9 protein-coding genes and 1 pseudogene are annotated in these 14,720 nt (G+C 36.4%); 1 reads left to right on the forward strand and 9 read right to left on the reverse strand.

Annotated elements, in window-relative coordinates; translation table 11 throughout:
• Positions 1-2: 2 nt before the first annotated feature.
• The 6 genes and pseudogenes from H4683_RS12730 to H4683_RS12765 all read right to left on the reverse strand — a co-directional run bounded on the left by H4683_RS12730 (position 3) and on the right by H4683_RS12765 (position 5,803).
• Entirely contained in the window at positions 3-1,046 is a 1,044-nt protein-coding gene (locus tag H4683_RS12730) for a hypothetical protein (protein ID WP_192599205.1), read from the reverse strand.
• A gap of 151 nt (positions 1,047-1,197) precedes the next feature.
• The gene (locus tag H4683_RS12735; protein WP_192599206.1) at positions 1,198-1,659 is read right to left on the reverse strand and encodes a hypothetical protein; all 462 of its coding nucleotides are present in this window, start codon (positions 1,657-1,659) and stop codon (positions 1,198-1,200) included.
• 283 nt (positions 1,660-1,942) lie between these two features.
• Entirely contained in the window at positions 1,943-2,425 is a 483-nt protein-coding gene (locus tag H4683_RS12740) for a hypothetical protein (RefSeq protein ID WP_192599207.1), read from the reverse strand.
• A gap of 255 nt (positions 2,426-2,680) precedes the next feature.
• Positions 2,681-4,387: pseudogene (locus H4683_RS21425) on the reverse strand (type I restriction endonuclease subunit R); the annotation flags it as partial.
• Between the two features lie 181 nt (positions 4,388-4,568).
• Positions 4,569-5,363 (reverse strand): hypothetical protein, encoded by a 795-nt coding sequence (locus H4683_RS12760; protein WP_192599210.1) that lies wholly within the window; start codon positions 5,361-5,363, stop codon positions 4,569-4,571.
• A gap of 116 nt (positions 5,364-5,479) precedes the next feature.
• Positions 5,480-5,803 (reverse strand): hypothetical protein, encoded by a 324-nt coding sequence (locus tag H4683_RS12765; protein WP_192599211.1) that lies wholly within the window; start codon positions 5,801-5,803, stop codon positions 5,480-5,482.
• Positions 5,804-5,940: 137 nt separating this feature from the next.
• Between H4683_RS12765 and H4683_RS12770 the strand changes: the two genes are divergently transcribed.
• A complete protein-coding gene (locus H4683_RS12770) occupies positions 5,941-7,089 on the forward strand; it encodes an IS4 family transposase (RefSeq protein ID WP_192599212.1) in 1,149 nt (382 codons plus the stop codon).
• Positions 7,090-7,250: 161 nt separating this feature from the next.
• Here H4683_RS12770 and H4683_RS12775 read toward each other — a convergent pair whose 3' ends face one another.
• The 3 genes from H4683_RS12775 to H4683_RS12785 all read right to left on the reverse strand — a co-directional run bounded on the left by H4683_RS12775 (position 7,251) and on the right by H4683_RS12785 (position 14,708).
• Entirely contained in the window at positions 7,251-9,089 is a 1,839-nt protein-coding gene (locus tag H4683_RS12775; RefSeq protein ID WP_192599213.1) for a DEAD/DEAH box helicase, read from the reverse strand.
• Between the two features lie 33 nt (positions 9,090-9,122).
• Positions 9,123-10,985, reverse strand: a complete 1,863-nt coding sequence (locus H4683_RS12780; protein WP_192599214.1) for a DUF2075 domain-containing protein — start codon at positions 10,983-10,985, stop codon at positions 9,123-9,125.
• A 525-nt stretch (positions 10,986-11,510) separates the two neighbouring features.
• The gene (locus tag H4683_RS12785; protein WP_192599215.1) at positions 11,511-14,708 is read right to left on the reverse strand and encodes a helicase-related protein; all 3,198 of its coding nucleotides are present in this window, start codon (positions 14,706-14,708) and stop codon (positions 11,511-11,513) included.
• Between the last annotated feature and the right edge of the window lie 12 nt (positions 14,709-14,720).

Consider the following 14,720-nt stretch of genomic DNA (forward strand, 5'->3'; position numbering starts at 1 on the left):
AACTACAACTCCTCAATCTGAATATACTTAACGTTTTGCATACCTAGATGATATTTATATGTTTCAATGTATGATCCCATCGCGACAGGAGCTACAAGCCAGCCATTTTGATGGAAGTTTGTTAAATTCATTAATCCCCCTAATGCGTGTTTTGACTCTTTCATTTCTATTTCTATTCCTAGTAGCGGATAATATAGTTCTTCTAGTTGTTTATCCAGCAGATATTGCAAAAGCGGGAAGTGAATCGCATCACTTTTTAATCGCAATGCCATTTCTTTCAAGAAGTCAATAAAGCCTCCAGCAATATAAAAACCCGCCGCTATATCAATTTTCGGCTTATAGTAATATTGACCGTTTTGTTTCACCTCTTTTTGTTCAAATGATACGGGATCAACTGTAAACTGCGCTAGGTTCATAGTTTTTTTATCAGTATGGAAAGCCCACTTGAAGTAATCGGGTGTACGATCATAGTCAATTTGGAGTTTTGATTTTACTAGTTCATTAACTACTTTTTCCGAAACGTCAATGGAACCTTTTTCACCACCTGAGCCTTTTAATCTAACTTTCTGTGTTTCATTCACATTAACATACGTTTCTTCGAAGATCGGTAGCTTCTCAAGCATACAAGCATCAAATAAAAATAATGGACGTTTCCCCATCATTTGCTGCATCGTGCGTACAATTTTCATCGCTCTTCTATATGTATCCTTTTCCTTTGCTGCAGCTGCATTATTGACCACTAAAAAGTTGTAATAACATGGAGACAGCTTAAGATTTCCAATATTACCTAACTGATTCTTAGACGATGATGTTGACCCTTCAATCTCAAATGCCGCGAATGGAACATATTGATTTTCAACCAAAGGTATATCTGATACGGCATCCACATTAAGCTCTGATACATCTAGTAACCACACCACATCATACCTGGGTGCGTACATATCTTGCATTTTTTGAAATGAGTATTCTTCCTCAACTTTAAATCCTAGTTCTTTTCCTAACATTAACAGTTGAGTCTGTATGGTTTTAGTCGTAGATTTCACCATAGCACTACCCCCTTTCTGCAGTTATTATTGTTTTTGGTGACAAGCACCTTTCTTTGTTACATCTATCAAGTTTGTTCGTTGGACTTTTCGACTGCTCTTTGCAGTAACTATGTGATAATTAATTCTGTTATTTATTTGCATTTTGAACCTATTAACAGCGAATCGATTTGACACCTTCAATCTTTCGGATTTGAATTTGTTTTTCAAATTCTTTCCGAGCTGCCTTGTTTCCCAGTATCGTTAAAGTTGTACTATACCCACCTTTATTAATGGCTCGATATAATGCGTTAGTTTTCCTCTTAATATAGTGGGCCAAATAGAAAGTAATGGTATAATGTTCACACTCATACGCTTTATTACTAATAAACCAATCCGCAACCCGCTCGACTTGTATTTCGTCTGGCATAAGGAAGGATCCGTTAAGGTACTGAGCAGATCCAATAATTGTGTTAACAGTCGCATTTGCCAACATTGCACAGCTGGCTCCTAATTGATCATAATGCTCTTGCCCCTTATATTGACAAGAATAATGTTTTATCAGAGCACGCGCTTCATTTTTTTCAACTTTAAATTCGATTAAATCATTCTGTGATAATTTCTTTCCTTCTTCCAATTTCCTTTTTTCCTTTCATCTCGCATTGGGTTAAGCGCTACTCATTCGCGTAGCGCCCCTTTCCTTGTATGTATCATGTGCCAAACGTTCTGGATACTTTTCTTTTGCTGTTCCATACATCTCGTGAAATTTAAAGTTATAAACTTTACAGTGGTTTCAAATGTAATGGGTGGCTTTCATTTATGTCCTATGCAGCTCTATTTCTTGTCTCAAGTGGCTCCAAAACATGTCCGAGCTGGCTCTTTCAGATGGCTATATTCAAAAAAACAGGGAACTCCTATAACTATAATAAATAAAACAACAATATAGCTGCTAGCGTGACAATGGATACGGTATCTATTATCGCTTCTTTCCCGGAAAATAAATAAATCCTCCACCAATGACCTTGATCTTCGTAATGACTCCTACTTAGACGATATACTCTTGTTCGAATAGGTACTCCGATGGAGCGAGAGATACGATCATACTCATCACCAAATCTCCCAGAAAAATATCCCCATAACTCTTGATAATTTTCTTCAGAAGCAATCCGAAGTCTTTCAGCATATATTTTCAACGAGGGATAGTAATACATGTTTGCATCATCGAGTATTCTGACTATACTTTCACCATAATAACGGACAGTTTCTAGGCGCACCTTCTCCGAAAATAAATCATATTCAATGAATTGAAAAATTTTCGAATAACATTTTTCAAAGATTATTCGATTTGTTTTTTGATGTTCTCTTCGGCTAATAAAGCGTGCAGAAATAAAAGCTGCTAGCAACGCTAAAAAACCTGGAATTATTGTTTCAAAAATCTAAATCACCCTCCCTCCATTAAGCCTTCTGTTTTTCAAAAACTACTTAAATCTACTAGAAAAACAAACTACAGTTCCAAAGAACATGCATTCTCAATTCTATACTATCACAAACTCTATCGTTTATACTAACAAATCGAAATCATTAATCTATTCATTTCGCCCCCAAAAACCCAGCATCCATTTCTGAACACCAGGGCCTTAAATCAATCCTATAAAATTCTAAACTTCCATCCCACCAGCCATCAACTCCGCCTGCTTCACCACGGTATCCACCGCAAACTTCTGCAAATCAGGTGGATAGCCGTACTTCTTCAGCAGCCTCCGAACCGTAATTCTCATCCTCGCTCTCGCGGAATCGCGCAAATTCCAGTCGATGCTCATATTCTCTTTGATCGCCTTCGTCAGCTCATGCGCGATCACTTTCAAGAATGTCGTCACCTAATACTTGTTCAGCCGTATCATGTGAGGCCAAGGCATCATAGACAGCCACTTCTTCTTTGATTAACCCGGATGCTTCGCCTGCTTTATATGAATCATTCATTTTCTTTGCCAGTGCGATTAGCTCTTCGATGACTTTGGAGGTTTCAATGGCACGTTTGTTGTATTTATTGATAGCGTTGTTCAACATATCCGTTAATTTTTGCGCCTTTACTAAGTTTGTTCGTTGCACGTTTTTCACTTTGCCTTGTAGCAATCGATTTAATAGCTCAACCGCCAAATTCTTTTGGGGCAATGCCCGTACTTCTTCTAAAAACTCATCGGACAGAATCGAAATGTCGGGATTTTCGATACCTAGTGAAGTGTAAATATCAATGACTTCATCGGAAATGACCGATTTTGAAATGAGCTGATTTAGCTGCGCATCGATTTGCGAAGAGGTCTTTTTCGCCCCTTCAACGGGAATCAGTTTCACAATGCCTGCTTTCACTGCTTTGAAAAATCCGATTTCGGCATTCAACTCTTGTGCTTCTAGTTCTGTTGCACACAGTGCAAATGCTTTTGCTAATTCCGTGACCACTTGCATAAATCGTTTCTTTTCTTCCTCTCCAAGCCCGATGACAAAGTCCATTGTCTGCGTAATCGCTTTCATGCGCGCAGATGGTTTATCGGAATGAAAATCATCGTAACTATGCTTGTACAGCATGTCTTGAATGATCTCGAATTTCTCCAACATGATATCTACTGCGAGTGATGTATCAATGCCGGTATTACCGCGGTCACTATCGGTATACTGCTTCAACGCCTCTTTCAAGCTATCGGCAATGCCAATATAGTCGACAATCAACCCACCTGGCTTGTCCCTAAACACCCGATTGACTCGTGCAATTGCCTGAATCAAGTTATGCCCCGCATGGGCTTGTCAATATACATCGTACTCATGGATGGAACATCAAACCCCGTTAGCCACATATCACGGACAAGGACGAGTTTCAGTTCATCGTTAACATCTTTCATGCGTCGCGCCAATTGATCGCTCCGTTTTTTAGTACCAATGAATGGCTGCCAATGCTCTGGATCACTAGATGTACCTGTCATAACGATTTTAATAATGCCTTTATCGTCATCATCCGAATGCCAATCAGGACGTATATTGACGATTTCGGAATAAAGTTCAATGGCAATGCGGCGACTCATAATAACAATCATTGCCTTACCAAACATAGCTTCCTGCCTAGTTTCATAGTGCTTGACGATATCTTGCACCATTTGCTTCACACGTTGTTCAGCCCCGGCAAGTGCTTCAAGTCGTGACCACTTCGATTTCAAACGTCAACGGTCAGTTTGTTCTTGGAATTCAGTTATTTCATCGTATTCAGCATCGATATCTAATCCTGCTGGCAAATCGAGCTTGATAATTCGGCTTTCATAATAAATCTTCACCGTCGAACCATCTTCTACTACCTGCGTCATGTCGTAAATTGTAAGTCACTCCCATTAATGACATAGTCTTTCATTTTCATGCTAATAGAGTTACTAATACTTTTACTATTGTACGCAAAAAAGCGGACTGCTGGATTGTGACTTTCTCTTGCCTTACAACTTGAACTACCACCAGACGATACAATTAAAGAAAACTAGCCAATTTTCATTTTGTTCAATTATTTAATTATTCACTTGTAATAACTCTAAACCCGATTTGATAAGTACTAAGTAAATAATGCTCTGTTGAGCCCAATACTTCTAATTGGGAATCTGATATCTTGATTCTTGAAACACCTGGTTGCACTACAATCACATTTAATTGTGCTCGATAGTGCTTTAATTTCTTTTCGAGAATAGCAAGTGTTTTTTGACTTCCAATTTCAAAACGACTTCTCTCTCCTTTTTTATACCTTAACGATTCCCTACTTTTCATATGCATGATTAATTTTGATATATCTTTTTTCCAGTCAACACTTTTATTAGATTGACCACAAACCTCATATAAGTCACCAACTCTAGCCCCTGGTTTTATTTCTGCTGAATACTTGCAATGGTAAAACTCTATATATATTTTATTATCATTCTCGTAAATTGTTATAATATCCGCGGCTTCTCCTTTGCCATCGTCATCAAATATCAAGCTGTACTTTTTAGTAGATTTTAAGTTCTGAATAACATTATATTGAATGGAATCTACTCTAATCGATTTGGTAGCAGTATCATACTGTGATTCCTTTTTTATATTTATTTCCATCCAATCCCAAACATCGATTTTATCTTTATCAAAAATATGTTCATTTTGCGGAACCTTAATATAGTAATTTCCCGCCAAATATGATGTATCCATAAACCTAAATATAACGTCTTCATTTTCAAAAAAATCAAGAAGAGATATCTCTGGCCAATTTGCGGAATATTTTATGGTGATTTTCGGTCCGCCAATATGTTTGTATTTCACTTCCCCATTTTCTATGTTCATTGAATACTTTACAGAGTATTTGTCACTTTCTATTTTGAATATATATCCATTTTCTTCATCTTTAGAACAAAAATTAATATTCAATTCAAATAATGAATAAGTAACATTATCAAACTTTAACTTTGCAGAAAAGTATTTCCTTCAAACAATAAAATTGGCCAATCAACAGATATAGGTAATTCTGAATGCAGTTCTTTCAATACAACTGGTTTGAGCACACCTTTCAATATTTCATCTACACTTATTTCTTTATTAACGAGTTTCTCTCCAGTTCGATTACACCATTCAATCCAACTAGGTAAATCAGAAGATGACCTTGACCAAACCTTTCCTTTGTAAGATGCACCTACACTAATTTGTTCACCATTTTCATAGCCGACTCCAAATATATTGGACTTGACACTTGTTCTTTTTTCAGCACTACTAATAGATTCGGCCACATCTGTTGATTAGCTAGTTTTTCCTAATAAAAACATAGAAAAAAGACACCCAATCTGATACGATGTAAAGCAACTAAACCAACATCGATATACAGGAAGGGTGTCCTCAGGGAAGGATTGAACTGCATCCTTCCTTTATGAAACAGTTTAGCACAATTTCAAAACTTTTATCTACCCTAATTTCACCAGAAGAATTGATGGAGCTTGTAGAAAAGCATCATTATGAAGATGTCGCACGCAAATTCCATGTTAAAGATCTTCTCGATTTCTTTGTGGCAGCTGCCCTTGAAAAATGGGCGGGTTTCCGGGATGGCACTGAGGTGATGGCATCTATCGGTCTGTCGCCTGCTAATTATTCGACCGTCAGCAAGAAGGCAGCCGACGTTCCCTATGAAATTTTCAAGGATCTCTTTCATCTGCTGATTCGTAAATGTAATCGAGCAAAACGCAGGACAAAAGTAGTGAAACAGGCGCTCCTTCTCGTGGATTCTACGACGATTACTGTCGGAAAAAACCGCTTACCTTGGGCGCCATTTCACGGCGAACGATCCGGCATCAAACTGCATGTCGCCTACACTTCGGAAACCGGCATGCCACTTGAAGTAAAGGAAACGGGTGGGCTAAGTCACGATGGTCCAGCTGGCGAATGCCTTGCAAACAAGGCATTCATACTCGTCCAAGACCGTGCGTACGGTAAGCATGATCGGTTCGATATGTTCAACAAATCCAATAAACAGAAGCAGAAACAGTACTTCGTCATTCGCCTTCGTGACAATGTTGAACTGCATCGACCGCATTCGCTTAACAGGATGCAGCAGCCGGATTCGAATGTAGTCGGTGATGTGACGTGTCAGGTGGGGACGAAACAATCACGCACGATTGACCGTTATCGCGTTGTGACTTTCTGTGATCATGAAGGGCATGATATCCGTGTCGTTACGAATGTGATGGGCGTAAGCGCTGAAGAAATTGCCGAAATGTATAAAGCTAGGTGGGCCATCGAGTCTTTTTTCCATTGGATTAAAGGCTACTTGAATCTCCCCATTTTATTTGGAAACTCCAAAAACGCTGTATTTACGCAACTTTTTATCGCATTAAGCGTATTTGTGTTACTAAAATGGTTTTTTGATCAAGTGAAAAAAGCAGTTAGAAAATCAATCTCTTTCCGTAGCTTCACCCGCAGTTTTTTAGCGCAGACATTAGCTGTGGAATGGCTAAGTGCGGTTGTCGATTTCCTATGTCGTTTGAGGGAATACAGCGAAAGAGGTTTACCTATATTTGGTTAATCAACAGACGTGAGATTCGGCAATATCTGCCCCTGTATACATTCTGTATCTCAAAGGCCCTTCAACAGCTTCGTTCAATCCTACTGTATTTAGTTGTAAACGATTTACTCCATAAAAACTATTAAAAGTAATCTCTCTATTTAATCGTACAGGATTAACAATTATTTTTTTATCCACTGATCTAGCCATTGATTATTCGAGTTATTGACGAATAACAGTTGTTTTTCTGGATTCCAGTAAAAAATACTCGCCTCCCACGATATATCATGAAAATCCTTTGATTTACTCCAGGGAACACTTACTTTCTTTTTCTGAACCACTATCAATATATTTAATGTGACATTTCTCATTATTATTGTATTCTCAACATCCTTAATGCTTTTTTCCAATTCTTCAGGTGTCCATTTCGGAAAATACGTTTTATATAATACGGTACTTGTTTTTGGACGAATCTCCTGGATTGATAACTCTTTTATTTGACCTTCAAAGCCTTCTGCTATCTGATCTAAATTAATTCTCTTGTCAATCGTCTCTTTGCTTTTTTGATTTATTAATTGATTCCAATCTGAATCAAGTTGATATAATTCTTCTATTTGCTCACTTATCTTTTCATTGGCTATATTTGCAACTAACGTAGCATTCCCTAACTTTTTTGAAGTTCTCGTAAATCTTCCTATAAATTGCAATGTAATAGCTAAACTTTGATGCTTATCATGCAAAGCCGCTATTTTTAAATTAGGTAAATCAAAACCTTCACCTAACATATCTACACACACAATTATCCTAGTATCTCGGCTATTAATCTGCTGCAAAATCGTTTCTTGGTCTTTTTTTTTCATTGTGCTATAAATTTTAACTGGCTTATGCTGCGAAAAAGACTTATAGAGTTCATAAACTTCATCCGCCCTTGCGGAAGATTTAACTCTCGCCATTAACACATGGTCATAATTCTGTCGCAAGTCTTCCTCTAATTGTTCCACAGCATTTTTTGCAATAATCTCATCTGATTTTATATCGTCATATTCTTCTAGGGGAATAAAGTTAATCGGATGAAAATAACCTTCGGCCTGTGCCTTATGCAAAGGATAGTTGTATATTATTTGCCCTTCTATATGCTTACCATCATTTCTAAATGGCGTTGCTGTAAATTGAAGTATTTTTTTATTTCCAAAAAAATTTTTAAAGTTATTCCAAGTTAATGCTGGAACATGGTGTGCCTCATCAATAATTAAACAATCGAATTCCTCAGCAATTCTTTCCTTCATATGATTGTTATAGCCTGATATAAGCTGCATTGTAGTTACTATTACATTACAATTTGATAAAAAAGCTTCTAAATCTTCATTTTTTTTAAGTTTACTGCTCATGACACCCACAACAGGATATAGTATATCCTCAATTAATCCTAATTCAGCAAGAATTCCTAACGAAATAAACTTATCTGAGATTTGCTTTCTTAGTGCATTGCTAGGTACAATTACTAATACTTTCTCCAATTTTGCTGCAATCATAACACTTAGCATCGTTTCAGTTTTTCCTGTACCGGTTGGCATTACAATTGTTGCTGTATCATTAGAAATCGTCCAGTGAGCGAGCGCACTACTCAATGCACCTAATTGTGGATTTCTCAAACCTTTTTTATTAAAAAAATTATTTTTCCAAGAACCAACTATGTCTGAACTATTTTTATGAGTACCCATTTCCTTATTAATTCTCGGGTGTTCAATCCATACTCCTTTTTCTACCAGTTCTATTAATTCTTCATTTCTTTTTTTTATGTCACTAACTTCTAAAATATATGTAAACCCTTTCAAACTAATTTCCACTTCTGGATCTACGACAATAACTTCCAAATCGACCTGAACCAATTTAAGATAGTCAACACAATCCTCCACTTCAAAACCCTGTAAGTTAAAGGAAGCTACAGTATGGTACAAGTAATTCTTATCATTTTTAAAACTGTTGACAACCGACGGGAGTTTCAAATAAATAGTCTCCATTTTACCCCTCCACTCATATACTGTTATTTATTATTATGAACAGTTCATCTTTTCTCTAATAAACTCACCCAATTCTCCATCACAACAATACACATAACACCCTTTCATCCCTCGTGTCATCAGCGTCTTATATGTATTTCTAACCAACACATCTAGCATATCGACCTGCCCCTTTTTAGGTTTAGCCGGTCGTGCGCCCTTATCTTTAAAATGTTCTCTTCTTACCACAAGAGTCTGAGTCTGAGTTTCAGGATCAAATCCTAAATCATTTCCGATAATTACACCTGCATACTCCATTTCCAATCCTTGAACAGTATGAATGCAGCCTATTTGATAAGCACAATCCGGATGTATGGCCCAATCAATACGATTAGGATCATTCCAAGGCATTGCAAAATCCATTTCTTCAACTATTACATCATTTGGCAATTTGTCATCCACAAGTTTCTTATTCCAATCCCATGCATAGCCTGCCATTACTCGTCCGTTTTGTTCACTAATAACCTTTTGAATTAATTCTTGTGGAGTATCGACAACCCGAAAATCAAAATCTCCTTCTAATGCAATTGGTGTTTCAGATTCATTTAGTAGATGGCCTAACCAATCTATATAGTTTCCTGATCCAGAACACCGGAATTGTGAATCAAGTTCAACTACATGAACCACTGAGTTTTGCTTTTCCGCTTCTTCTTTTATTAAATCAAAGTTGCCGATATCTTTATTAGAAATAACTTGGTTGTCATCCACGAAAAACACACTAAGTTTACTTGCTCTAATAATCTGTGTGGCTTGGTTTTCTCCTTCAATTCTTCTTTTCATATGGCCTTGGTTTTTTAGCCTGTGGGCTTCATCACAAACTAATACGTCAAAATAGTTGTTGGGTGCTTCTACATATGAAGCCGAGCCTTTGAACAAATCCCTTATTTCTACAAATCCACTTGATCCTATTAATTTCTTTCGAAGTATTTCTCGGAATGCTTGATTGGGAGTTATGTATTCGATTGTAATTTCTTTTGAGAGTAAATGATTCATTAAATTTAAGCCGATTACTGATTTCCCGGTACCCGGTCCACCTTTAATAATGATTGTATGCTTATCTGTTGAATTACTTATTTCTTCATTAAATAATGTAATGACTTTCTCATAAGCTACCTTTTGTTCGTCCAATAAAATGAATTCCTCATTTCCTTGGAATAAAGAATTTACCGTTTCAACTAGTTTTTTCGAAGGACGAATTTTCCCTTCTTCAATCGATTTTGCAATTTCAAAACCATCACCCTCTGATACATCCTGTTTTAGCTTTTGAGCTAACTCACGATCATTAAACTGAAAGTAAATTGGCGCCTCTTGCAAGTAATTCTTGTACCGTGAATCAAGTAACGGTTCTTGATCCCTAGCAGGAATATAATTATGTAAATAGGCGCAAGATGTAAGATTTATTGCCGATGAGTCCTGATAGAGAGCTTCATTAAAACTTTGTAGATATCTTTTATAAGACAATGCTTGATAAGATGGATGAACAGTTTCTCGCTCTCTCTGCCCCAAAAAAGTCCTTACAATTCCATCCCCTCTTGCTACTTTTGCTTTCTGCCATTGTTTTAATTCAACAATGACCGCATTTTTCTGACCCATTTTATCATGCCCAGCGAGTAAAAAGTCTATTCTTTTTTCTGTTGATGGTAACTTGTACTCCAAAAGTATGTGCGTATTATCTTTTAAGCTTGCGTCTCTTAATATCTTTGCCATCTGAGGTAGCGAGTTTTCCCAAGATCTTAATTCACTTGCTGAAATGGATTTATTCATAAGGCTTTTCACATTTTCTTTCAGTACGTAACCAATTTTATTTTCGTATATATGTTCTAGAAAACGAGATGAGGGTTCGTTATATATGATCAATTTATATCATCCTTTGCAAAAAAGTATTAAAAAATCTACTCTTCGCATATTTGACTATGCTGATTGACATAGTTCATAAGTAACCACATTCATTGGCATCATTCTACCATAGATGCCAAACCTATTCACAAAAATATTAAAATAATTCATTTTCATTATTGTATATCAGTAAAATCACATCAATAATATAAAGTTTAACTCCCAAAGATTAACACCCACCCCAAAAAAAATACGAAAAGACACCTTCTCTGATACAATGTCAAGCAACTACACCAAACATCAGTATACAAGAAAGGTGCCCTTTATAAAAAAAGTTCACACAACTTCAATAATTTTTATCTACCATCAGTAAATATGTTCAAAACAAAACGACAAACAAAAATCATGAAGCTGGCAATGCAACTCGAAATAAAAGAAATCAGTGGATTGAATCACGATGGACGCCCCCTCGAATCAAACATTTAATGTACAATATAAATTGAACTTATGATTTTCATTTAGTTTTCAGCAAAGTCGGTTCTGTGACTATTCATCACTAAACAATGACGCTACCATTTTCATTTCTTCAATCTCTTTTCCATTTGCTAGATAGATATACATATTATCAATAATACTATTCAAATCCTCAACATGCGCTTCACTTAACATAAAATCCGGTTTATCTGTGAGTATAATAAACCTCTCTTCACCATTAAATCGTTCACTATAAAAATCGATTAATCCAAGGTTGTCATACTGCTTTACAAGTCTTCGCCCGTTTTCTTTTTCATATGCTGCAACCATTTCGTAATAATCGGATGCCATTACACGATATGAGTTGCCTTTTGGGATGAGTTCAAACTGAGCTATTTTTTTGGGTGGCTGTAGCGTAATTGTACGCTGTTTGTTTAGTCTATCAAGACGTTTTTTCTTTTGTTCTTCAATATCGATTAGTTGTGCGTTCATTTGGTTAATCAGAGCTGAATTTTTGTTGTCTTCATTTTCAGTTTGATAGTGTATTAATTTTTCATATACTTCGTTGTACTGCATATTGAATGTATCAACCAAATAATCATGCATCCGATTTAATTGAGTAGTACGTTTTTGTTCTATATGCCCTTTTTCACTAATAGCCAGTTTTAAAATATGATTTTGCAAGGCTGGGAGTTCAATTAATGGAAGTTCTGTTATAGCATCCGAGAAATGGTCAATCGAAAGCCAATAGGGATTCAATTCGACCAGTGATTGGTTAGCACGTTTTGCAATAAAAACAAATTTGTTTTTAAGTTCTTTGCCGACACCATCTTTTAAAACGACACGGTACATATCAACTTCTAAACGTTCTGGCACATCGTAAGTGGATAAATAGCGTTTAAATGCAAATTGGTCACTTGTTCTTTCCAAAAGTGTTTTTGACAACTGATAGATAGGATGTGTTTTTGTAACGTATTGGACGTCTGAATCACTATGTTCAACAAAACCAGTAAAGCGATAAGAATCATCAAGCTTTGCTATTTTTGAAAATTGATCGCGTATGAGTTTAGGGAAGCGCTCAATTCGTTTCACTTTACCTTCTTGACTGTCAAATACTTTCACTTTTGATTCTTTTAATGCATAATCAATCAGCTCTACATAAGTGCGATTTGGAATTTTATTAATTTCCACATCATATTGTGATTTTTTCATTGCCTGTATATCGATTGCATCTGCATCAAATTGCATTTTCTTCATTGTTTGCAATAGTTCCTTATGCTCTTCACTTAAGGCCTTATCCATTTGTGCAATTACATCATCTAAGTTTTCACGTGTTAGAATAGCTTCTTTCATTAGGTCCGCCAAGTTAATATCATCTTCTAGTAACTCCCCCATGAAGTTATAAACTAGGTCATTCCCTAAATCCTCTTTCATCGTTTCTAATTTTGCTAGAAGGCGCGTCATCACGTATCCTTCTCGCGTATTTTGAGCGACAAGGTTAAATACAAACACTTCATTTTTCTGTCCAATTCGATGGATTCGTCCCATTCGTTGCTCCAATTTATTTGGATTCCAAGGAATATCATAGTTAATCATTTGGTTGCAAAATTGTAAGTTGATAGATTCTCCACCGGCATCCGTTGCCAGCATAACTTGTGAGCCATTTCGGAACATTTCAACCTGTCTCCTACGTTCATCCATTGAAAAGCTACCCACTATTTTGGTTATTTGTTCCACTCGATCTACCAGTCGTTCCTCTAAGAAGTTGAGTGTATCAACAGATTCAGTAAAAATTATAATCTTCTCACCCGTGTATATTAAACCGCCAACACCAAAAAGCATTTCTTCGAGCTCCAAGTACTTTCTCTCTGAGCCGTACTTTTTAAGAGATGTTGTCTTAATTAGTAATTTCTTTAGCTCCGCAATTTCTTCTTTCAGTGCATCTATGTCGATTATATCCACTGCAAGTTCTAATTTTTTCTCTAGCACATCTTGTGTATCTGTAATTTCTTCTACCAAACCATTGTTATATAATTTTTCTAGACGTTGCGAAAATTGCTTTCGCTCAGCTTCCGTTTTATCTAAAATTGCTAGAAGTTTTTTATAGCGACGAGTCAGTGAGCGATGTATCGCCTCAATAGAAGAACTCAAACGGCGCTGTAAAAGCATCATTGCAAATGCTGTACTATTATTACCTGCATTCATAGCACGATTAAAATGTGTTTGTACATACGCCGTTACGGCATCATATAAATCAAGTTCAGGCTCAGTTAATTCATATTGAATCGTTTTCGTTGTCCGTTTTGGAAAAATCGGTGTACTATCAAAATTCACCATAGATTCTTTTAACCTGCGGATAATAAATGGATTACTTTTATCACGTAAGCTTTCACTCGCGGACACATGATTAAATAAATCAGATTCAATCAATTTCATTAATAAACGGAAGTTTTCAGCATCACCTTTATGTGGTGTAGCCGTTAATAGTAAACAATGTTCAGTTTTAGCCAATAGCTTTTCGCCTAAATGATATAGTTTTGTTTTAGACGTTTTCTTTTTAATTTTCCCGTAAGAATAGGCAGCCATTTTATGTGCTTCATCTACAATGATTAAGTCAAACTTCGCCTCTAATATTAACTCTTTGATTTCATCACGTGTAGACCAATAAATCGAGGCCAAACAACAATCATTTTCAATGAATGGATTTTTACTGCCGTACTCATTTAACACAGCCCGATTAATGATTTTAAAAGATTCTTGAAACTTTTGATCCATTTCTTCTTGCCATTGACGTAACACCAATGGGGGTACTAACACTAAAATACGTTCAATACTTTCGCGTGCTTTCAATTCTTTAATAAGCATCCCTGACATAATTGTTTTACCGGCACCTGGATCATCAGCAAGTAAAAATCGAACATTCGATGTCTGTAGCATTCGGCCATACACGGCTTCTATTTGGTGCGGCAACGGAATAACTTGTTGGTTACCTAATGCACGTGTTTTCGAATACTTATCCTCAATTTCAAGCGTTAAATGTAATAGCCTCTGCTGAATGTCTTGTCCAGTAAACTCCATATTCGTTTCAGTCGACGTACTTAGTATTGTAATTTGATTTACATCATTTTTTGCTATTAATTGTTCGTGGTACTGATTCGTTTGACGTCCAATCCCTTCAAGTAAATAATACTCGTCACCAAATTCTTCTATTCGTTTTATCTCAATGACTTCCGGGAAAAATGGTCCAGTTATAATATCGCCTATGTTCATGCACAGTTGCCT

The sequence above is a fragment of the Sporosarcina limicola genome (assembly GCF_014873855.1).
In the GTDB taxonomy this organism is placed as follows: domain Bacteria; phylum Bacillota; class Bacilli; order Bacillales_A; family Planococcaceae; genus Sporosarcina; species Sporosarcina limicola.